Annotated in this window: 18 protein-coding genes; 4 read left to right on the plus strand and 14 right to left on the minus strand. The window is 67.1% G+C overall.

Annotation, left to right across the window (positions count from 1 at the left end; translation table 11 throughout):
• From AOZ49_RS26670 to gyrA, 14 genes are all read right to left on the minus strand, one after another.
• The coding region (locus tag AOZ49_RS26670; RefSeq protein ID WP_054478735.1) for a ComEA family DNA-binding protein at window positions 1-334 on the minus strand (334 nt) is incomplete at its 3' end.
• Between the two features lie 195 nt (window positions 335-529).
• A complete protein-coding gene (rfaD, locus tag AOZ49_RS26675; protein ID WP_054429482.1) occupies window positions 530-1,519 on the minus strand; it encodes an ADP-glyceromanno-heptose 6-epimerase in 990 nt (329 codons plus the stop codon).
• A complete protein-coding gene (gene rfaE1 / locus AOZ49_RS26680) occupies window positions 1,516-2,457 on the minus strand; it encodes a D-glycero-beta-D-manno-heptose-7-phosphate kinase (protein ID WP_054429483.1) in 942 nt (313 codons plus the stop codon). Before rfaE1 ends, rfaD begins: the two co-directional genes overlap by 4 nt.
• Complete coding sequence (lapB, locus tag AOZ49_RS26685) at window positions 2,454-3,671, minus strand: lipopolysaccharide assembly protein LapB (protein WP_054429484.1); 1,218 nt, start codon at window positions 3,669-3,671, stop codon at window positions 2,454-2,456. Before lapB ends, rfaE1 begins: the two co-directional genes overlap by 4 nt.
• A 61-nt stretch (window positions 3,672-3,732) precedes the next feature.
• The gene (locus tag AOZ49_RS26690; RefSeq protein WP_006388264.1) at window positions 3,733-4,047 is read right to left on the minus strand and encodes a lipopolysaccharide assembly protein LapA domain-containing protein; all 315 of its coding nucleotides are present in this window, start codon (window positions 4,045-4,047) and stop codon (window positions 3,733-3,735) included.
• A 128-nt stretch (window positions 4,048-4,175) separates the two neighbouring features.
• On the minus strand, window positions 4,176-4,535 hold the full coding sequence (locus AOZ49_RS26695; RefSeq protein WP_006393620.1) for an integration host factor subunit beta: 360 nt from the start codon (window positions 4,533-4,535) through the stop codon (window positions 4,176-4,178).
• A 3-nt stretch (window positions 4,536-4,538) separates the two neighbouring features.
• Window positions 4,539-6,251 carry a 30S ribosomal protein S1 gene (rpsA, locus tag AOZ49_RS26700; RefSeq protein ID WP_026382780.1) on the minus strand — a complete coding sequence of 571 codons (1,713 nt, stop codon included), beginning with the start codon at window positions 6,249-6,251 and terminating at the stop codon, window positions 4,539-4,541.
• A gap of 231 nt (window positions 6,252-6,482) precedes the next feature.
• Window positions 6,483-7,172, minus strand: coding sequence for a (d)CMP kinase (cmk, locus tag AOZ49_RS26705; RefSeq protein ID WP_054429485.1), 690 nt, complete (start codon window positions 7,170-7,172; stop codon window positions 6,483-6,485).
• A gap of 32 nt (window positions 7,173-7,204) precedes the next feature.
• Window positions 7,205-8,527 (minus strand): 3-phosphoshikimate 1-carboxyvinyltransferase, encoded by a 1,323-nt coding sequence (gene aroA / locus AOZ49_RS26710; protein ID WP_054478737.1) that lies wholly within the window; start codon window positions 8,525-8,527, stop codon window positions 7,205-7,207.
• A 5-nt stretch (window positions 8,528-8,532) separates the two neighbouring features.
• Complete coding sequence (locus AOZ49_RS26715) at window positions 8,533-9,435, minus strand: prephenate dehydrogenase (RefSeq protein WP_054478739.1); 903 nt, start codon at window positions 9,433-9,435, stop codon at window positions 8,533-8,535.
• Complete coding sequence (gene hisC, locus AOZ49_RS26720) at window positions 9,432-10,553, minus strand: histidinol-phosphate transaminase (RefSeq protein WP_054478741.1); 1,122 nt, start codon at window positions 10,551-10,553, stop codon at window positions 9,432-9,434. Before hisC ends, AOZ49_RS26715 begins: the two co-directional genes overlap by 4 nt.
• A 7-nt stretch (window positions 10,554-10,560) precedes the next feature.
• A complete protein-coding gene (gene pheA, locus AOZ49_RS26725; protein WP_006393614.1) occupies window positions 10,561-11,646 on the minus strand; it encodes a prephenate dehydratase in 1,086 nt (361 codons plus the stop codon).
• Window positions 11,639-12,769 carry a 3-phosphoserine/phosphohydroxythreonine transaminase gene (gene serC, locus AOZ49_RS26730; protein ID WP_054429490.1) on the minus strand — a complete coding sequence of 377 codons (1,131 nt, stop codon included), beginning with the start codon at window positions 12,767-12,769 and terminating at the stop codon, window positions 11,639-11,641. The genes pheA and serC overlap by 8 nt, the downstream gene beginning before the upstream one ends.
• A complete protein-coding gene (gene gyrA / locus AOZ49_RS26735) occupies window positions 12,769-15,426 on the minus strand; it encodes a DNA gyrase subunit A (RefSeq protein WP_054478743.1) in 2,658 nt (885 codons plus the stop codon). The genes serC and gyrA overlap by 1 nt, the downstream gene beginning before the upstream one ends.
• Before the next feature lie 413 nt (window positions 15,427-15,839).
• Between gyrA and ompA the strand changes: the two genes are divergently transcribed.
• The 4 genes from ompA to AOZ49_RS26755 all read left to right on the plus strand — a co-directional run bounded on the left by ompA (window position 15,840) and on the right by AOZ49_RS26755 (window position 19,529).
• A complete protein-coding gene (gene ompA / locus AOZ49_RS26740; protein ID WP_054429492.1) occupies window positions 15,840-16,433 on the plus strand; it encodes an outer membrane protein OmpA in 594 nt (197 codons plus the stop codon).
• 140 nt (window positions 16,434-16,573) lie between these two features.
• On the plus strand, window positions 16,574-17,302 hold the full coding sequence (gene ubiG, locus AOZ49_RS26745) for a bifunctional 2-polyprenyl-6-hydroxyphenol methylase/3-demethylubiquinol 3-O-methyltransferase UbiG (RefSeq protein ID WP_054429493.1): 729 nt from the start codon (window positions 16,574-16,576) through the stop codon (window positions 17,300-17,302).
• On the plus strand, window positions 17,299-17,973 hold the full coding sequence (locus AOZ49_RS26750; protein WP_054478746.1) for an HAD-IA family hydrolase: 675 nt from the start codon (window positions 17,299-17,301) through the stop codon (window positions 17,971-17,973). The genes ubiG and AOZ49_RS26750 overlap by 4 nt, the downstream gene beginning before the upstream one ends.
• Window positions 17,974-18,353: 380 nt before the next feature.
• A complete protein-coding gene (locus AOZ49_RS26755; protein ID WP_054478748.1) occupies window positions 18,354-19,529 on the plus strand; it encodes an MFS transporter in 1,176 nt (391 codons plus the stop codon).
• The last annotated feature ends 72 nt before the right edge of the window (window positions 19,530-19,601 follow it).

The raw sequence follows: 19,601 nt of genomic DNA on the forward strand, positions 1-19,601 counted from the left end.
CCCCCCCCAGGGCCTCGGCCTTCTTCTGGCTGATGCCGCGCACCCGGTCGGCCAGGTCCTGCAGCGACTCGAACCGGCCGGCGCGCTCGCGTTCGCCGACGATGATCTGCGCCGTGCGCGGCCCGATGCCGCGGATGCCCTCGAGCTGCTGCGCGGTGGCGTCGTTCAGGTCCAGCGCCTGCGCCGGCGCGTGCGCCACGCCGGCGGCCAGCAGGGCCGCGCCCAGCGCCTGGCGCAACACGGGCGGGCCTCGTCGCGCGGCAACGGGTTGTGGGCGGCGCCACGGCAGCGCGGGCAGGCGGCGGGCGACGGTGGAATGGAGGAAGGGATTCATGGACAGGTCTCCGGAAAAAACGCGGCGCAACGGTTGCCGCGCCACCTCCGGATCATGGCCCGCCGGGCATTCCCCGCAGATGCGCGGTGAATGGATTGATCCACCCCGGCAACTACGCAGGCGAAAAAAAGCCGCCCGGAACGGCGGCTCTTTTTTGACACGGACCGGCCACCGCCAGGCGGCGGCCGGCGCGCCTTACTTGCGCGCGCGCCAGTAGCGCACGTACTCGGCCACGCCGGTCTGCACGTCGCGCATCGGGGCGGTGAAACCCGCCGCGCGCAGGCGGCTGACGTCGGCCTGGGTGTAGCTCTGGTAACGGCCCTTCAGGTCGTCCGGGAACGGGATGTAGCGGATCAGGTCCAGCTCGACCAGCTGGGCCAGCGTCAGTTGCGCCTCGCCGCGCTCGGCGCGCAGCGTGTTGACCACGGCGGCGGCGACGTCGTTGAACGGCTGGGCCCGGCCCGTGCCGCAATTGAACACGCCGGACTGCTCCGGATGATCGAGGAAGTGCAGGTTGACCGCCACCACGTCCTCGACCGAGATGAAGTCGCGGCTCTGGCCGCCATCCACGTAGCCGTCCCAGCCGGCGAACAGGCGCACGTGGCCGTGCTCCAGGAACTGGTTCATGTTGTGGAAGGCCACCGACGCCATGCGGCCCTTGTGCTGCTCGTGCGGACCGTAGACGTTGAAGTAGCGCAGGCCGACGACCTGGGCGGTCAGGGAGTCCATGCGCTTGCGCAGCACCTGGTCGAACAGCAGCTTGGAATAGCCGTAGACGTTCAGGGGGCCTTCGTTGGCCGGATCTTCCACGTAGATCGACGAACCGCCGTAGACCGCGGCCGACGAGGCATACAGGAAGGGAATGCGGCGCGCCTGGCAGAACTCGAACAGCTCCAGCGTGACGCGGTAGTTGTTGTCGAGCATGTAGCGGCCGTTGCGCTCGGTGGTGTCCGAGCAGGCGCCCTGGTGCAGCACGGCGCGGATCTCCGGCAGGCTGCCATCGGCGACGCGGCGACGGAAGTCGTCCTTGTCCATGTAGTCGGCGATCTTGCAGTCGACCAGGTTGACGAACTTGTCGCCCTCGGTCAGGTCATCGACCGCGATGATGTCCTCGATCCCGCGGCGGTTCAGGCCGCGCACCAGGTTGCTGCCAATGAAGCCCGCGGCTCCGGTAACGACGATCATGAGAGTTCTCCTGCCAGTTCGGCGGCGGTGACGACGGACGTGCCCAGCTTGCCCACGGCGATGCCGCCGGCCCGGTTGGCCCAGCCCATGGCATCCGCCCACGGCAGGCCGATGGCGCGCGAGACGGCCAGCGTCGCCAGCACGGTATCGCCCGCGCCGGACACGTCGAACACCTCGTGCGCCTGCGCGTCGATGTGCTCGCGGCCCGTGTCGGTAAACAAAGTCATGCCCTGCTCGGAACGCGTCACGAGCAAGGCTTCCAGGTCCAGATCGGCGCGCAGGCGCTGCGCGCGATCGGTCAGTTCGGATTCGGAATTCCAGCGGCCCACGGCCTGCTGCATTTCGGAACGGTTGGGCGTGACCAGCGTCGCGCCGCGATAGCGCGAATAGTCGTCGCCCTTGGGATCGACCAGCACCGGGATGCCGGCGCTGCGGGCCAGCGCGATCAGCGACTCGACCCGCGTCAACACGCCCTTGGCGTAGTCGGACAGCACCACGATGTCGTGGTTGGCCAGGTGACGCGCCAGCGCGGCGTCGATGCTGTCGAGCGCCTCCTGCGCCGGGTGCTGCTCGAAGTCGACGCGCAGCAGCTGCTGCTGGCGGCCCAGCACGCGCATCTTCAGCGTGGTGTGCAGGCTCAGGTCGGTGATCAGCTCGGCCTGGATGCCGGCCTCGGCGGCCAGGCGGCGCACGCTGTCGCCGGCCTCGTCCTCGCCCAGCACGCCCACCAGCGTGACGTGGCCGCCCAGCGCGGCGACGTTGCGCGCCACGTTGGCGGCGCCGCCCAGGCGGTCCTCGCGGCGCGCGACACGCACCACCGGCACCGGCGCCTCGGGGGAAATACGCTCCACCTCGCCGAACCAGTAACGGTCCAGCATGACATCGCCCACCACGAGCACGCGGCTATGCGAAATGGATTCGGCGGGAAATTGGCTCATTCAAGTTCTTCCAGACGGCGCGGCGCGTAGGTTTCCCAGGCGTTGCAGCCAGGACATTGCCAATAGAAGCGGCGCGCTTGAAAACCGCAGTTCCGGCACGCGTAGCGGTCCAGTCGTTGCGTATGCTTGTGAATCAGGCTGCGCAGCAGCGTGAGGTCGGCTCCAGGCACGGGGCCATGCTCGCTCGCGCCCTCCGGATTGGCCAGTTCGGCCTCCAGCAGGCGGTCCAGGCCGAGCAAAGAGGGATGGTTGCGCAACGCGCCCCGGGCAAAGGCCCAGGCCGGCGCGGAGCCCTGCTGCACGCGCAATTCGCGGAACACGACGTTGAACAGGTCGAGCGAGGCGTGGCGCGCGTATTGGCGCTGCAGCAATTCCAGCCCGGCCTCGGCCTGGCCGGCGGCGCGATAGTTGGCCAGCAACTGCTCGGCCACCAGGCCGGCGTACTCGGGGGCGTCGGTCATGACCGACTCCAGGTACAACCGCTCGCGCTTGGGATCCTGTTCGATCAGCGCCAGGCGCGCGCGCAGCATGGCGGTGCGCACCACGGCGCCCTTGCTCGACATGCCGGCGTCGGCGGTCGACAAGGCATGGTCGGCGGCATCCAGGGCGGCGTGCGCGGCATCGACGTTGGGCGGCTTGGCCGCCAGCGCCGTCGCGGCCTGCTCGCAGTAGTAATGCACGATCTGCGGCACCGGCTCGTCCACCAGGCCGTGCAGCGTCTTGACGGCCTCGATGGCGCGCGGCCAGTCGTGCTCGGATTCGTAGATGCGGATCAGCGAACGCAGCGCCGGCAAGGCGTAGCGCGTGTCCTTGAGCTGCTCGAAGCCGTTTTCGGCGCGGTCGAGCATGCCGGCCTTGAGGAAGTCCTGCGCCAATTCGTGCTGCGCGTGCTCGCGCTCGGCGGCGGGCAGGTCGGAACGGTTCAGCAGGCTCTGGTGCACGCGGATGGCGCGCTCCATTTCGCCGCGGCGACGGAACAGGCTGCCCAGCGCGAAGTGCAGTTCGGTGGTCTCGGGATCGAGCTTGGCCACCTCGACGAACGCGTCGATGGCGCGGTCGGGCTGCTCATTGAGCAGGAAGTTCAGGCCCCGGAAATACGAATCGGGCAGGCTGCGGGTTTCCCGCAACATCTGCCGGATGTCGAAGCGCGCGGCCAGCCAGCCGAGCGCGAACAACACCGGCACGAATATCAACCACCAAGGTTCAAAATCCACTATGCGGGCTCTTGCGTAGATTCAATGCGGAAAAGAAAGGCTTGCGGACGGCGCGGCGCCGTCACAGCGGCGACATCGGCGCGACGGCTTCCGGCGGCACGGCCGGCGTGGTGCCGTTCACGGCGGCCTGCACGCGGTCGAGCTCGCGGCGCAGGCGGATGGCCTCGCGGCGGCGGCGCATGGCGGCCGGCACGGTCAGCAGCAGGCCGAACAGGGCGCCGACCACGAACACCACCAGCATGACGACGATCAGCGGCACATCCTGCACCACGTAATCGGCGTAGAACTTCACGGCGACGGGATCGGTGTTCTTCAACGCGAACATCAATACCGCCACGAACACGAGCAATCGCAGGGCCCAGACAAGGTAGCGCATGACGCATGCTCCTAAGAATTCGAGAGGGTCAATTGTAAGCGACCTCCGCAAAAACAAAGCCCCTTGATTGCTCAAGGGGCGTTTGCTCGCGGTCCGATCTGCCCGAAGGCAGCTTGCTGGCCGTGCCGTCAGTGCATGGCGTGCATGCTCGCCATGGACGGCATCGGTTCACTCGATCCAGAGGATTGAGCGTCCTCGTCATTGCCGCCGACCAAATCCACCCGCTCGCGCAACTCCTTGCCCGCCTTGAAGTGCGGCACCTGTTTGCCAGGCACCAGCACTTGTTCGCCGGATTTCGGATTGCGGCCGATACGGGGAGACCGCTGCGACAGCGAGAAGCTGCCAAAACCGCGGATCTCGATGCGCTGGCCCGAGGCCAGGGCCTGGGTCATTGCATCGAGCACGGTCTTGACCGCGTAATCGGTGTCGCGGGCGGCCAGCTGAGGATAGCGGGCCGCCAAGGCGGCGATCAGCTCCGACTTGGTCACGAATTAACCGTCGTTGCGCTGTTGGTCCAGCTTGGCCTTCAGCAGCGCGCCGAGGTTGGTGGTGCCGGACGAAGCGCTGGCGTCGGACATGCGCTGGATCGTTTCGGCGGTTTCGGCGTTGTCACGGGCCTTGATCGACAGCTGGATCGAACGCGTCTTGCGGTCGATGTTGACGATCATGGCTTCGATGTTCTCGCCGGCGGTCAGCACGGTGGTGGCATCTTCGACGCGGCCCGAGGAGATCTCGGAAGCGCGCAGGTAGCCTTCGACGTCCACGGACAGCGTCACGACGGCGCCCTTGGCTTCGACCGACTTGATGGTGCCCGGAACCACGGCGCCCTTGTCGAACGTGGCAACGAAGTTGTTGAAGGGGTCGCCTTCCAGCTGCTTGATGCCCAGCGAGATGCGTTCCTTGTCGGTATCGATGCCCAGAACCACGGCTTCGATCTCGTCGCCCTTCTTGAAGTTGCGCACGGCTTCTTCGCCGGTTTCCGTCCACGACAGGTCGGACAGGTGAACCAGGCCATCGATGCCGCCGGGCAGGCCGACGAACACGCCGAAGTCGGTGATCGACTTGATGGCGCCGCGGACCTTGTCACCACGCTTGAAGTTGGTGGCGAACTCTTCCCACGGGTTCTGGCGGCACTGCTTCATGCCCAGCGAGATGCGACGACGGTCTTCGTCGATTTCCAGGACCATGACTTCGACTTCTTCGCCCAGGGTCACGACCTTGCGCGGATCGACGTTCTTGTTGGTCCAGTCCATTTCGGAGACGTGCACCAGGCCTTCGATGCCGGCTTCGACTTCAACGAACGCGCCGTAGTCGGTCAGGTTGGTGACCTTGCCGAACAGGCGGGTGCCTTGCGGGTAGCGGCGAGCCAGGCCCACCCACGGATCTTCGCCCAGCTGCTTGACGCCCAGCGAGACGCGGCTCTTTTCCTGGTCGAACTTGAGGACCTTGGCTTCGACTTCCTGACCCACTTGCAGGACTTCGGAGGGGTGACGCACACGGCGCCAGGCCATGTCGGTGATGTGCAGCAGGCCGTCGATGCCGCCCAGGTCCACGAACGCGCCGTAGTCGGTGATGTTCTTGACCACGCCCTTGACCACAGCACCTTCGTGCAGGGTTTCGAGCAGCTTCTGGCGCTCTTCGCCCATGCTGGCTTCCAGCACCTGGCGACGCGACAGCACGACGTTGTTGCGCTTGCGGTCGAGCTTGATGACCTTGAATTCGAGGGTCTTGCCTTCGTACGGGGTCGTGTCCTTGACCGGACGCAGATCCACCAGCGAACCCGGCAGGAACGCGCGGATGCCGTTGGTCATGACGGTCAGGCCGCCCTTCACCTTGCCGGTGATGGTGCCGGTGACCAGCTCGCCGTTTTCCAGGGCCTTTTCCAGTTGCAGCCAGGCCGACAGGCGCTTGGCGCGGTCACGCGACAGGATGGTGTCGCCGTAGCCGTTTTCCAGGGAATCGATGGCCACCGAGACGAAATCGCCGGGTTGCACTTCGAGCTCGCCCTGGTCGTTCAGGAACTCTTCCAGGGGGATCAGCGCTTCGGACTTCAGGCCGGCGTTGACGACGACGAAGTTATGGTCGACGCGCACGACTTCGGCGCTGATGACCTCGCCGGACTTCATGTCCTGGCTCTTGAGGCTCTGGGCGAAAAGGTCGGCGAAACTTTCGCCGCCGGTGGCGGTAGTGGAAACGGAAGACATGGGGTTGAAATCCATTGGGCCGAAATGGCCGTTAAGAACACACCGCAGCGGATTGCCCGCCACAGTGGAGTCAAAATACCTGCCTGCCGGTTTGCCCTTGCGGGGTGTCCCGTGGGGGTTTCGCCTGGCGAAGACAGGGCCGATAAAAAAAACGACTGGCGAAGATGCCCGCCATTCAAACGACTGGCGGGGATACCCGCCATTCAAACGAGATTGGCCGGTGCCCGCCCCTCAATGCGTGGGGCTGGCCTGCCAGAGATCCAGTATTGCCTGCACGGTTTCCGCAATCGTCAAATTCGACGAATCCAGCACGTGTGCATCCGCTGCGGGAGCAAGCGGCGCCGTGGCGCGCTGCGTGTCGCGGGCATCCCGCTCGCGCATATCCCGCAAAAGGTCGTCTAGATTAGCAGAAATTCCCTTTTCGATCAACTGCTTACGCCGCCGCTCGGCTCGCGCGACCACATCGGCCACCAGGAACACCTTCAGGGACGCATCAGGGAACACCACCGTGCCCATGTCGCGGCCGTCGGCCACCAGTCCGGGAAGCAGGCGGAACGCGCGCTGGCGCTCGAGCAGCGCCTGCCGCACGCCGGGAAACGCCGCCACGCGGGAAGCGAAGTTGCCGACGGCCTCGCGGCGGATTTCATGGCCGACGTCGGCGCCTTCCAGATAGACGTGAGGGCCGTCGAAACGCACATCCAGCGTCTCGGCCACCCGCGCCACGGCGGGCTCGTCGGCCGCGTCGACGCCGCGGTTGATCGCCGCCAGGGCGGTCAGCCGGTAGAGCGCGCCGCTGTCCAGCACCGCCCAGCCCAGCGCCTTGGCGACGCGGTGGGCGACGGTGCCCTTGCCCGAGGCGGTGGGGCCATCGATGGTGATGACAGGGGCGGCGGAAGTCACGATCGGATCAATCGAAGTCATGTAGAGGGGCAATGGGCCGAAGCCCTGGTTCGCTACGCCGACACCAGGCCGGCGTAGACATCAAAGTAACCCGGGAACGTCTTGCTGACGCAACCCGGATCCAGAATCCGCACCGCGGCCGGGCCGAACGCGGCCAGCGAAAAGCACATCGCCATGCGATGGTCGTCCCAGGTGCCGATATGCGCGTCGCGCCAGGCGCCGTCGGCCGGCGGGGTCACGCGCAGCCAATCCGGCCCCGATTCCACCTGCGCGCCCAGCTTTTCCAGCTCGGTCTGCATGGCGTGGATGCGGTCGGTCTCCTTGACGCGCCAGCTGCCGATGTTGCGCAGGCGGCAGGGGCCGTCGGCGTACAGCGCCAGCGCGGCGGCCGTCATGGCGGCGTCGGGGATCAGGTTGAAATCGGTGTCGAAGGCCTTCAGGCGACCGCCCTCGGCCACGCGCACGCCGGTCACCTCGATCCAGCCTTCGCCGTAGGTCACGGTCGCGCCCATGGCGGCCAGGGTGTCAGCGAACTTGACGTCGCCCTGGATGCTGTCGGCGCCCACGCCGGTCACCCGCAGCGGGCCGCCGCCGATGGCGCCGAGCGCCAGGAAGTACGAGGCGGTCGAGGCATCGCCCTCGACCGCGATCTGCCCCGGACTGCGGTAGCGCGCGCCGCCGGCAATGGTGAAACGGCTCCAGCCGTCGCGCTGCACGGCCACGCCGAAGCGCGCCATCAGGTTCAGCGTGATCTCGATGTACGGCTTGGAGATCAGCTCGCCCGCCACTTCGATCACCACCGGCTGGCCGCTCTGCGCGGCCTGCAGCGGCGCCGCCAGCAGCAAGGCGGTCAGGAACTGGCTGGAGACCGAGCCTTGCACCCGCGTCACGGCAGGCGTGGCGATCTCGCCGCGGCCGATATGCAGCGGCGGATAGCCGGGCTGGCCCAGGTAGTCGATACGGGCGCCGAGCGCCTTGAGCGCATCGACCAGGTCGCCGATGGGACGCTCGTGCATGCGCGGCACGCCCGACAGGCGGTAATCGCCGCCCATCAGCGCCAGCGCCGCCGTCAGCGGCCGGATCGCGGTGCCGGCATTGCCCATGAACAGGTCGGCGCTGTCGACCGGAAAACGGCTCACGCCGCGCACGGTGACGCGGCCCTCGGCCAGCTCGGACACCGCCACGCCCAGTTGGCGCAAGGCGGCCAGCATGACGCGGGTGTCATCGGAATCGAGCAGTCCGGTGATGGCGGTCTCGCCGTCGGCGATGGCCGCCAGCAGCAGCACGCGATTGGAAATGCTCTTGGAACCGGGCAAGGCCATGACGCCCTGCGCGCGCCGCGCGCGCGGCAGATCCAAGAAAGGCAAAGCGCCCATGTCGATTACTCCTTGCGCCAGTTGCGGCGCGCCTGCGCCGCCGTGTCCAGCAATGCCAGCAAGGCCGCGCCGTCGCCGCCGTCGATCGCGCGCTCGGCCCGATCCAGCACGGCGCGCACGGCCGCCAGCTCGGCCAGCATGGCGTCGCGGTTGGATAGAAAGATATCGCGCCACATCTCGGGCGAGCCCGCCGCGATGCGGGTGAAGTCGCGGAAGCCGCTGCCGGCCAGCGCCAGCCGCGTGGCGGCGTCATCGGCGGTGGCGACCTGCTCCATATAGACCGACGACAACAGGTGCGGCAGATGGCTGACCGAGGCCAGCACGCGGTCGTGCGCGTCGGCGTCCATGTCGATCACGCGGGCGCCACAGGCCTGCCAGGCCTCGCGCACCCGGGCCACGGCGGCGGCGGCGTTCTCCGCCAGCGGCGTCAGGATGACGCAGCGGTCTCGATACAGGCCGGCAGCGGCGGCATCGGGGCCGGTGCGCTCGGCGCCGGCAATCGGATGGCCCGGCACGAACTGGCCAATGCGCGCGCCCAGCGCCAGGCGGGCGGCATCGACCACCTCGGCCTTGGTGCTGCCGCCGTCGGTCAGCAGGGTGCCATCGCGCAGCTGCGGCAGCATGCGCGCCAGCATGTCCTTCAGGCCGCCCACGGGCGTGGCCAGGAACACCAGGTCGGCGCGGGCGGCGGCCTCTTCGGCGCTGACGGCTTCGTCGATCAGGCCCAGTTCGACCGCGCGCGCCAGCGACGCGGCATTGCGGCCCACGCCCAGCACCCGCCCCACCTGCCCCGCCTGGCGCAGGGCCGCGGCGAAGGAACCGCCGATCAGGCCCACGCCGACGACGGCCAGCACAGGAATCAGGGGGCCAGCGGCCCCCTGATTCGGCTTGGAGGTCGCGCCGTTCATTCGGACAGGATGGCGGTCAGCGCGTCGATGAAGCGGGCGTTCTCTTGCGGCAGGCCGATGGACACGCGCAGCCACTCGGGCAGGCCGTCGCCGGCCACCGGGCGCACGATCACGCCGCGCTTGAGCAACGCCAGGTTGATGCGCGGCGCATCGCCCACGTGCACCAGCACGAAGTTGCCGTAGCTGGGCACATAGCGCAGCTTGAGGCGGTCGAAGGCTTCGCACAGCTGCGCCTTGCCGGCCTTGTTGGAGGTGTAGGCCTGTTCCAGATAGGCGACATCGCCCAGCGCGGCCACGGCGGCGGCCTGCGCCAGCGTGTTGACGTTGAACGGCTGGCGCACGCGATTGAGCAGGTCGGTCAGGGCCGGCTGCGCCACCGCGAAGCCCACGCGCAGGCCGGCCAGGCCGTAGGCCTTGGAGAACGTGCGCGAGACGATCAGGTTGGGAAAGCGGCGCACCAGCGCGGTGCTGTCGAAACGGAATTGCGGCTCGAGGTATTCGTTGTAGGCCTCGTCCAGCACCACCGTGACGCGGTCGCCATGGGCGGCGTGGACGCGCTCCAGGAACGCGGCCACCTGGTCGCCCGGCACGAAGGTGCCGGTGGGGTTGTTGGGGTTGGCGATGAACAAGAGGCGCGTGTCGTCGGCGATGGCGTCGAACATGGCGTCCAGGTCATGGCCGTAGTCCTTGGCCGGCACCACGATGTGGCGCGCGCCGCGGGCCTGCGTGGCCAGGCGGTAGACGGCGAACGAATGCTGCGCGTAGACCGCCGAGGCGCCCGGCTCCAGCAGCGCCAGCGCGGCGATTTCCAGGATGTCGTTGGAGCCGTTGCCCAGCGTGATCCAGTTCATCGGCACTTCGTAGCGCGCGGCCAGCGCGGCCTTCAGGTCAAAGCCGTTGGGATCCGGGTAGCGCGCCAGCGACTCGGCGGCGGCCAGCATGGCGGCGCGCGCCGACTGCGGCATGCCCAGCGGGTTCTCGTTGGAGGCCAGCTTGACGATCCCGGCCGGATCCAGCCCGAATTCGCGGGCCAGTTCCTCGATGGGCTTGCCCGCCTGGTAGGGCGCGATGGCGCTGACGTGCGCGGGAGCGGCGAGAGGCTTGGAAGTGTTGGTCATGGAGGACTCACGGCGCCGGGTAGGAACCCAGCACTTTCAGGTAGGCGACCTGCGCCCGCAGGGTATCCAGGGCGAGCGCGACATTCGGATCGTTGCGATGTCCCAGGACATCGACGTAGAAATAGTATTCCCACTCGCCGGTGCGGGCCGGGCGGGATTCGAAGCGCGTCATCGACACGCCGTTGGCCGCCAGCGGCGCCAGCATCTCGTAGACGGCGCCGGCGCGGTTGGGGACAGCCAGGATCAGGCTGGTCTTGTCCTTGCCGCTGACCAGCGGCTCGATATTGCCGATGGCCAGGAAACGCGTGCGGTTGTGCGGATCGTCCTGGATGCCGGCGCTGACGACCTGCAGGTTCCAGGCCGGCGCGGCCACTTCGCCGGCGATCGCGGCGATGGCCGGATCGGACGCGGCCAGGCGCGCCGCCTCGGAATTGCTGGCCGCGGCCACGCGCTCCAGGTCGGGGTAGTTGCGCGTCAGCCAGCCCTGGCACTGGGCCAGCGCCTGCGGATGCGCGGAAATCGTCTTGATGCCGTCCATCTTGCCGGACTGCGACATCAGGCAATGGCGGATCACCAGCGAACGCTCGCCCAGGATGCGCAGCGGCGTGTTCAGCAGCAGGTCCAGGCTGCGGTTGACCGCGCCTTCGGTGGAGTTCTCGACCGGCACCATGCCGACATCGGCCTGCCCCGCCTCGACGGCGCGGAAGACTTCATCGAACGACACGCACGGCAGCTTCTGCACCGCGTGGCCGAAATGCTCCAGCGCGGCCTGCTCGGAAAACGAGCCTTGCGGGCCCAGGTAGGCGACGGTCATGCCGCGCTCCAGGCCACGGCAGGCCGAGATGATCTCGGTCCAGACCGAGGCCACGCCGGCCGCCGGAAACGGACCGGGATTGAGTTGCTGCAGGCGCCGGATCACTTCGGCTTCACGTTCGGGACGCAGCACCGGGCCGTCGGCGTGGGCCGCGTGCTTGGCCTCGCCGACTTCCTGCGCGGCGCGGGCGCGCTGCGACAGAAGGTCCAGGATCTGTGCATCGAGCGCGTCGATGCGGTCGCGCAGGGGGCGCAGCTTGCGCTGCAGATCGTCATCCATAGCGGCGCTCGAATTCCTTCAGGTACTCGACCAGCGCGGCCACGGCGGCCAGCGGCACGGCGTTGTAGATCGAGGCGCGCATGCCGCCCACGCTCTTGTGGCCCTTGAGCTGCGTCAGGCCGGCGGCATCGGCGCCTTGCAGGAAGGCGTCGTTGAGCGACTCGTCGCGCAGCACGAACGGCACGTTCATGCGCGAACGCACGGGCGCGTGGATCGGATTGCGGTAGAAACTGGTGCTGTCCAGGTAGCCGTAGAGCAGCTCGGCCTTGGCCTTGTTGGCCGCTTCCATGCCGGCCACGCCGCCATTGGCCTTGACCCACTTGAACACCAGGCCGGCGATGTAGATCGCGAAGGTCGGCGGCGTGTTGTAGCGCGAATGCTCGGCGGCCACGTTGGCGTAGTCGAACGCCGACGGGCAGATCGGCAGCGCGTGGCCGATCAGGTCGCGGCGGGTGATGGCCATGGTCACGCCGGCCGGGCCGGCGTTCTTCTGGGCGCCCGCGTACATCATGCCGCAGCGGCTCACGTCCATCGGACGCGACAGGAAATGCGAGGAAGCGTCGATCACCAGCGGCACGTCGGGCGCGCCGAGCGCGGCCGTGTCGGGCCAATCCATGAATTCGACGCCGCCGATGGTTTCGTTGCTGCACAGGTGCAGGTAGGCCGATTCCTTGCGCACCTTCCAGGTGTCGACCGGCGGCACCCAGGTGAACGGCGCCTGCTCGCGGCCGTCCAGCTGCGTCGCCTGGCCGCTGGTGGCCGCGACCTGCGCGTCACCGTAGCGGCCGGCTTCCTTGTAGGAGCGCGACGACCAGTGGCCGGTCACGACGAAGTCGGCCGCCGGCGTGCCGCGCCGCCCCATGAGATTCATGGGAACGATGGCGTTCTCCCCGGAACCTCCGCCCTGCATGAACATCACCGCGTAGTCCGGAGACAGGCCGAGCAGATCGCGCAGGTCGCTTTCCGCTTCGTCGCAGATCTGCACGAAGTGCTTGCCGCGATGGCTCATTTCCATCACGGACATGCCACTGCCGTGCCAGTCCAGCATTTCCGCAGCGGCTTGCTGCAGTACCACCTCGGGCAAGGCCGAGGGGCCTGCCGAGAAGTTCCAGGGGCGGGCCATTATTGCTCCGTAGGTTCCGTCGAATCCGTTGCAGCGGCGTCGCCGTTGCCCTCTTCCTGGCCGTCGTCCAGGTCTTCGCTGTCATCGTCCGCATCGCTTTCGACAACGCGGCGCACGCCGGACAGCGAGCTGCCGTCGTCGACGTTGATGAGGGTGACGCCTTGCGTGGCGCGGCCCATTTCGCGGATTTCCGCGACCCGGGTGCGCACCAGCACGCCGCCGGTGGTGATCAGCATGATTTCATCCGAAGGCATCACCAGCACGGCGCCGACCACCTTGCCGTTGCGCGAGCTGGTCTGGATGGCGATCATGCCCTTGGTGCCGCGGCCATGGCGCGTGTACTCGGTGATCGGGGTGCGCTTGCCGTAGCCGTTTTCAGTGGCCGTCAGCACGCTCTGCGTTTCATCCCCGGCCACCAGCAGCGCGATCACGTTCTGCGTGTCCTCGAGCATCATGCCGCGCACGCCGCGGGCGTTGCGGCCCATCGGGCGCACGTCGTTCTCGTCGAAGCGCACGGCCTTGCCGGCATCCGAGAACAGCATGACGTCGTGCTTGCCGTCGGTGAGGTCGGCGCCGATCAGGTAGTCGCCATCGTCCAGGTCGACCGCGATGATGCCGGCCTTGCGCGGGTTGGAGAAGTCGGACAGCGGGGTCTTCTTGACCGTGCCGCGCGAGGTCGCCATGAAGACGTAGTGGTCTTCGCTGAATTCCTTGACCGGCAGCACCACCGTGATCTTCTCGCCTTCGGCCAGCGGGAACATGTTGACGATCGGCTTGCCGCGCGAATTGCGCGTGCCTTGCGGCACTTCCCAGACCTTGAGCCAGTAGACCCGACCGCGGTTCGAGAAGCACAGCAGGAAATCATGCGTGTTGGCGATGAACAGTTGGTCGATCCAGTCGTTTTCCTTCATCGCGGTGGCCTGCTTGCCGCGGCCGCCGCGCTTCTGCGAACGGTACTCGGACAGCGGCTGGCTCTTGATGTAGCCGCCGTGCGACAGCGTCACGACCATGTCGGTGGGCGTGATCAGGTCTTCGGTGTCGAGTTCGGTCGCGTTCAGCTCGATGTCCGAGCGGCGCGTGTCCTTGGCGCCGGTCGAGAACTCGGCCTTGATGGCCTGCAGCTCTTCGCCGATGATGGTCGTGATGCGCTCGGGACGGGCCAGGATGTCCAGCAGGTCGGCGATGGCGGACATGACGTCCTTGTATTCGCCGACGATCTTGTCCTGCTCCAGGCCGGTCAGGCGCTGCAGGCGCATGTTCAGGATTTCCTGGGCCTGGGTGTCGCTCAGGCGGTACAGGCCGTCGCCCTGCAGGCCGAACTCGGCGCCCAGGTCGTCCGGACGGAAGGCCGCGCGGCCTCCCGGCGTGTCGCCGTCGGCGCGCGACAGCATTTCGCGCACCAGCGAGGAATCCCACGACTTGGCCATCAGCTCCTGGCGCGCGACGGGAGGCGTCGGCGCGGCCTTGATGATGGCGATGAAGTCGTCGATGTTGGCCAGCGCCACGGCCAGGCCTTCCAGCACGTGGCCGCGTTCGCGGGCCTTGCGCAGCTGGAACACCGTGCGGCGCGTCACCACTTCGCGGCGATGCTGCAGGAAGTAGTCGATCATCTGCTTCAGGTTGAGCAGGCGGGGCTGGCCGTCGACCAGCGCCACCAGGTTCATCCCGAAGGTGTCCTGCAGCTGCGTGTTCTTGTAGAGGTTGTTCAGCACCACCTCGGGCACTTCGCCGCGCTTGAGCTCGATCACCAGGCGCATGCCGTCCTTGTCGGACTCGTCGCGGATGTCGGAGATGCCTTCGATCTTCTTGTCGTTGACCAGCTCGGCGATGCGTTCCTGCAGCGTCTTCTTGTTGACCTGGTAGGGAATCGCGTCGACCACGATGGCCTGGCGGTTGCCCTTCTCCATGTCCTCGAAGTGGGTCTTGGCGCGCATGATGACGCGGCCGCGACCGGTGCGATAGCCTTCGCGCACGCCGGACATGCCGTAGATGATGCCGCCCGTGGGGAAGTCCGGCGCCGGGATGATCTCCATGAGTTCATCGACCGTGCACGCAGGATTGCGCAGGCAGTACAGGCAGCCGTCGACCACTTCCTGGAGGTTGTGGGGCGGAATGTTGGTGGCCATGCCGACGGCGATGCCCGAGCTGCCGTTGACCAGCAGGTTCGGCAGGCGCGAGGGCAGCAGCAGCGGCTCTTGCTCGCTGCCGTCGTAGTTGGGGCCGAAGTCGACCGTTTCCTGGTCGATGTCCGCGAGCAGCTCGTGGGCGATCTTGGCCAGGCGGATTTCGGTGTAACGCATCGCCGCGGCATTGTCGCCGTCGATGGAGCCGAAGTTGCCCTGGCCGTCGACCAGCATGTAGCGCATGGAGAAATCCTGCGCCATGCGGACGATGGTGTCGTAGACGGACTGGTCGCCGTGGGGGTGGTACTTACCGATGACGTCCCCGACGATACGCGCGGACTTCTTATAGGCGCGGTTCCAGTCGTTGTTGAGCTCGTGCATCACGTAGAGCACGCGCCGGTGGACGGGCTTGAGCCCGTCCCGCACATCCGGTAGCGCCCGCCCGACAATCACGCTCATCGCGTAATCGAGGTAACTGCGGCGCATCTCTTCTTCCAGCGATACCGGAAGCGTCTCCTTGGCAAAGGAATCCATATATATAACGACAGAATCGTGTAAGGAGGAACCCGGGCCGGGTAAACAGGAAATTCTATCATTCGATTGGGGTCACGGCCCCAAGGGCCCCGCCCCGCCATCGGCGCGGGCCTTGAAGCGGATGTCGGCGGCAAGCGGCACCGGCGCGTCCGCCATCGTCCGGGGAGCCTGTTGCCAAAAACCAACATGGCAAACGGATGGAGCGCGGAAAACGTCATATCCAGCACCAATGCGCCTCTCCAGGGAAGCCAAAGCCCCCCAAATGCCTTAAGATTGTTTCCAGCACGCAGGAAACCCAGTAGCTATTCCTTTGAACCAGCTCTTGGCGTTGCTATACTGGCCCCGTTTTCCTGATATGCGGCGGGGGTTCGCTGCGAGTCACTTATCCAGCTTCAAGCTCAACGAGGAGAAACATGAACAAACCCTCCAAATTCGCTCTGGCGCTCGCCTTCGCCGCCGTCACGGCCTCGGGTGTAGCCTCGGCCCAGACCTATCCCCAGACGGTGGACAACTGGCGCAATCCGTTCGGTAACGTTTGGAAAAACGGTACGAACGAACTGTGCTGGCGCGATGCGTTCTGGACCCCGGCCACCGGCATCCCCGGCTGCGACGGCGTTCCGGTTGCTCAACAGAAGGCGAAGCCGGCCCCGATGGCGGCCAAGGTCGTGTTCAACGCTGACACGTTCTTCGACTTCGACAAGTCGACCCTGAAGCCCGAAGGCCGTCAGCTGCTGGACCAAGTCGCCCAGCAAGCTCGCGGTATCGAGCTGGAAACGATCATCGCCGTCGGCCACACCGATTCGATCGGTACGGACGCCTACAACCAGAAGCTGTCCGAGCGCCGTGCCGCTTCGGTCAAGGCCTACCTGGTCAGCAAGGGCATCGATCCGAACCGTATCTACACGGAAGGCAAGGGTAAGAAGAACCCGATCGCTTCCAACAAGACGAAGGAAGGCCGCGCCCAGAACCGTCGCGTTGAAATCGAAATCGTGGGTAGCCGCAAGTAATTGCCGGACTAGCTACAATAAAGGGCCTCGCATAGCGAGGCCCTTTTTTTCGCCCGGCTTGCACCAATCCGGTGCAAACGCTCCGGCGCCCACGGGCGCCGCCGACTCTCTATATAGAGCCGTCTTATGCTGGACCGCCCATGAGCACCCAAACCCACGATTCCGCCCAAGCCACCGTCAACGCCGACCAGGCCGAACTGGACAAGTTCGGTGCGTTGGCCAGCCGCTGGTGGGACCCCGAAAGCGAATTCAAGCCCCTGCACGCCATCAACCCCCTGCGCCTGGAATGGATCCAGGAAAGCGTGGGCAGCCTGGCCGGCAAGAAGGTGCTGGACGTCGGCTGCGGCGGCGGCATCCTGTCTGAAGCCATGGCCCGCGCCGGCGCCGACGTCACCGGCATCGACCTGGCCGACAAATCGCTCAAGATCGCCAAACTGCATGGGCTGGAATCGGGCGTGAAGGTCGAATACCGCAAGGTGCCGGTGGAACAGCTGGCGGCCGAGCAGCCCGGCCAGTACGACGTGGTGACCTGCATGGAAATGCTGGAGCACGTGCCGGATCCCGCCTCCATCGTGCGCGCCTGCGCGGCGCTGACCAAGCCGGGCGGCTGGGTGTTCTTCTCGACCCTGAACCGCAATCCCAAGGCGTTCCTGTTCGCCATCATCGGCGCCGAATACGTGCTGCGCCTGCTGCCGCGCGGCACCCACACCTACGACATGTTCATCAAGCCGAGCGAACTGGCCTCGTCCGCGCGCGGCGCCGGCCTGGAGCCGGTCGGCATGCGCGGCATGGAATACAACCCGATCACCCAGATCTACTCGCTGACGTCCGACACCTCGGTCAACTACCTGATGGCTACCCGCAAATGAGCGCCCTGATCCTGTTTGACTTCGACGGCACGCTGGCCGACACCGCCCCCGACCTGGCCGCCGCCGCCAACCAGCAACGCACCCGCCGCGGGCTGGAAACCCTGCCCTACGAGACGCTGCGTCCGGTCGCCTCGCAGGGCGCGCGCGGCCTGCTGCGCGTCGCGCTCGGCCTGAAGCCAGGCGACGACGAATACGAGCCGACCCGCCTGCAATTCCTGGAAGACTACGCCGCCAGCTCCACCGTCCACAGCAAGCTGTTCCCCGGCATCGAGGCGCTGCTGGCCGACATCCGCCAGCGCGGCCTGTCCTGGGGCATCGTGACCAACAAGGTCACCTACCTGACGCTGCCGATCGTCGAGCACCTGAACCTGACCCGCGACAGCGCCGTGCTGGTCTGCGGCGACACCACCGCTCACGCCAAGCCGCACCCGCTGCCACTGCAGCACGCCGCGCGCGAGGCCGGCTTCGCCACCGACCGCTGCGTCTACGTCGGCGACGACCTGCGCGACATCCAGGCCGCGCACGCGGCCGGCATGCCGGCGGTTGCCGCCGCCTATGGCTATGTCGGCGAAGAAGACAACATCAGCACCTGGGAAGCCGAAACCTGCGCCAACACGCCGGCCGAACTGTGGACGGCGATCGAGCCGCTGCTGCCGCGCGATCTGCGCTGATACGCCGTCATCGGCGCCGATCTCCCGCGACCCGCATCGCCGCCCTGCCGACGGCGCACGGTCCGGGATGACAAGGGTTCGGTCGGATTAGTTGATCTGACCGAACAATTTATCCGGTGAAAAAGGGTTTATCCCTAGGCGCCGGTGAATTAAAGTACGTTTCATGCAAGGCAATCCGGGTGCCTCCCGATTGCCTTTCCCGGCTCATGCCGGGCGCCGCGCGGCGATGCCCGCACGGCGACTCTCGTTACGCATTGATGGCTTGCCGCCCTCATGCGCCCGCGCGCCGACGTCTCCCCGGCGCGCAACCTAGACCTTTTAGACCATTCATCCGCCCACCGCGCATTGCCTCCCGGCTTCGCGCGTACCTGGAATTGCCCATGCTTTTGCCCATCCTGCTACTTTCGGCCGCTGGTTTCACCATCCTGACCACCGAATTCCTGATCGTCGGCCTGCTGCCCAGCCTGGCCCGCGACCTCGACGTCACGGTTTCCCAGGCCGGCCTGCTGGTGTCGCTATTCGCCTTCACCGTGGCCGCCACCGGTCCCCTGCTGACCGCGCTGATGGCCAACATCGAGCGCAAGCGCCTGTTCATCAGCGTGCTGGTGCTGTTCGGCCTGTCCAACGCCCTGGCGGCGGCGGCGCCGAACATCTGGGTCATGGCGGTCGCCCGCTTCGTGCCGGCGCTGGCATTGCCGGTGTTCTGGTCGCTGGCCAGCGCCACCGCGGTGGAACTGGTGGGCCCGGCCCGCGCCGGCCGCGCCATCTCGATGGTGGCGTTCGGCATCGTCGCCGCCACGGTGTTCGGCATCCCCATCGGCGTGCTGATCTCGGACGCCTTCGGCTGGCGCGCGGCCTTCGGCGCGCTGTCGGTGGTGGCGTTCGCCAAGGCCCTGTTGCTGCTGCTGGCCTTCCCCAGCACCCGCATCCGCGCCGAGAGCGTCAAACTGGTGACGCAGTTGCGCATCCTGCGCAACCCCATCGTGGTGGGCCACGTGCTGCTGTCGCTGCTGGTGTTCACCGGCATGTTCACCGCCTACACCTACCTGGCGGACATGCTGGAACGCCTGGCCGGTTTCAATGGCCAGATCGTTGGCTGGACCATGATGGCGTTCGGCGCCGTCGGCCTGATCGGCAACACCCCTGGCGGCCGCATGGTCGACCGCAGCCCGCTGGGCGCCACCGCGCTGTTCTCGTCGCTGATGGCGGTCGGCCTGGCGTTCGTCGCGCCGGTGATGCAGTCGCACGGCCTGCTGGCCGTGGCGCTGACGATCTGGGGCATCGCCCAGGCGGCGCTGTTCATCGTCTGCCACGTGCGCCTGATGAAATCGGCGCCCGAGGCGCCCGCCTTCGCCGCTTCGCTCAACATTTCGGGCGCCAACATCGGCATCGGCCTGGGCGCGGTGGTCGGCGGCCGCGTCATCGACCAGTACGGCCTGGCGTCGCTGGGCTGGGCCGCTGCGGTGATCGTGGCGGTGTCCGTCGCGCTGGCGTTCGTGCTGATGGCGGCCTCGCGCGCACGCCCCGCCGGCAAGGCGGCCTGCGCCAACGCCTGAGCTCACATTGCGGCATCCGCGCCACGCCCGGGCGGGCGGGCGCGGAAACGCAGCGGACTATCGCGTTTACCA

Source organism: Achromobacter sp. 2789STDY5608615 (genome assembly GCF_001298995.1).
GTDB classification, from domain to species: domain Bacteria; phylum Pseudomonadota; class Gammaproteobacteria; order Burkholderiales; family Burkholderiaceae_B; genus Achromobacter; species Achromobacter insuavis.

Coding starts and splice junctions, on each gene's coding strand:
- rfaD (WP_054429482.1), bottom strand. CDS start 1,519: ATGATCGTCGTTACCGGAGCCGCGGGCTTCATTGGCAGCAACCTGGTG.
- rfaE1 (WP_054429483.1), bottom strand. CDS start 2,457: ATGAGCCAATTTCCCGCCGAATCCATTTCGCATAGCCGCGTGCTCGTG.
- AOZ49_RS26690 (WP_006388264.1), bottom strand. CDS start 4,047: ATGCGCTACCTTGTCTGGGCCCTGCGATTGCTCGTGTTCGTGGCGGTA.
- rpsA (WP_026382780.1), bottom strand. CDS start 6,251: ATGTCTTCCGTTTCCACTACCGCCACCGGCGGCGAAAGTTTCGCCGAC.
- cmk (WP_054429485.1), bottom strand. CDS start 7,172: ATGACTTCGATTGATCCGATCGTGACTTCCGCCGCCCCTGTCATCACC.
- aroA (WP_054478737.1), bottom strand. CDS start 8,527: ATGGGCGCTTTGCCTTTCTTGGATCTGCCGCGCGCGCGGCGCGCGCAG.
- AOZ49_RS26715 (WP_054478739.1), bottom strand. CDS start 9,435: ATGAACGGCGCGACCTCCAAGCCGAATCAGGGGGCCGCTGGCCCCCTG.
- hisC (WP_054478741.1), bottom strand. CDS start 10,553: ATGACCAACACTTCCAAGCCTCTCGCCGCTCCCGCGCACGTCAGCGCC.
- pheA (WP_006393614.1), bottom strand. CDS start 11,646: ATGGATGACGATCTGCAGCGCAAGCTGCGCCCCCTGCGCGACCGCATC.
- serC (WP_054429490.1), bottom strand. CDS start 12,769: ATGGCCCGCCCCTGGAACTTCTCGGCAGGCCCCTCGGCCTTGCCCGAG.
- gyrA (WP_054478743.1), bottom strand. CDS start 15,426: ATGGATTCCTTTGCCAAGGAGACGCTTCCGGTATCGCTGGAAGAAGAG.
- ompA (WP_054429492.1), top strand. CDS start 15,840: ATGAACAAACCCTCCAAATTCGCTCTGGCGCTCGCCTTCGCCGCCGTC.
- ubiG (WP_054429493.1), top strand. CDS start 16,574: ATGAGCACCCAAACCCACGATTCCGCCCAAGCCACCGTCAACGCCGAC.
- AOZ49_RS26750 (WP_054478746.1), top strand. CDS start 17,299: ATGAGCGCCCTGATCCTGTTTGACTTCGACGGCACGCTGGCCGACACC.
- AOZ49_RS26755 (WP_054478748.1), top strand. CDS start 18,354: ATGCTTTTGCCCATCCTGCTACTTTCGGCCGCTGGTTTCACCATCCTG.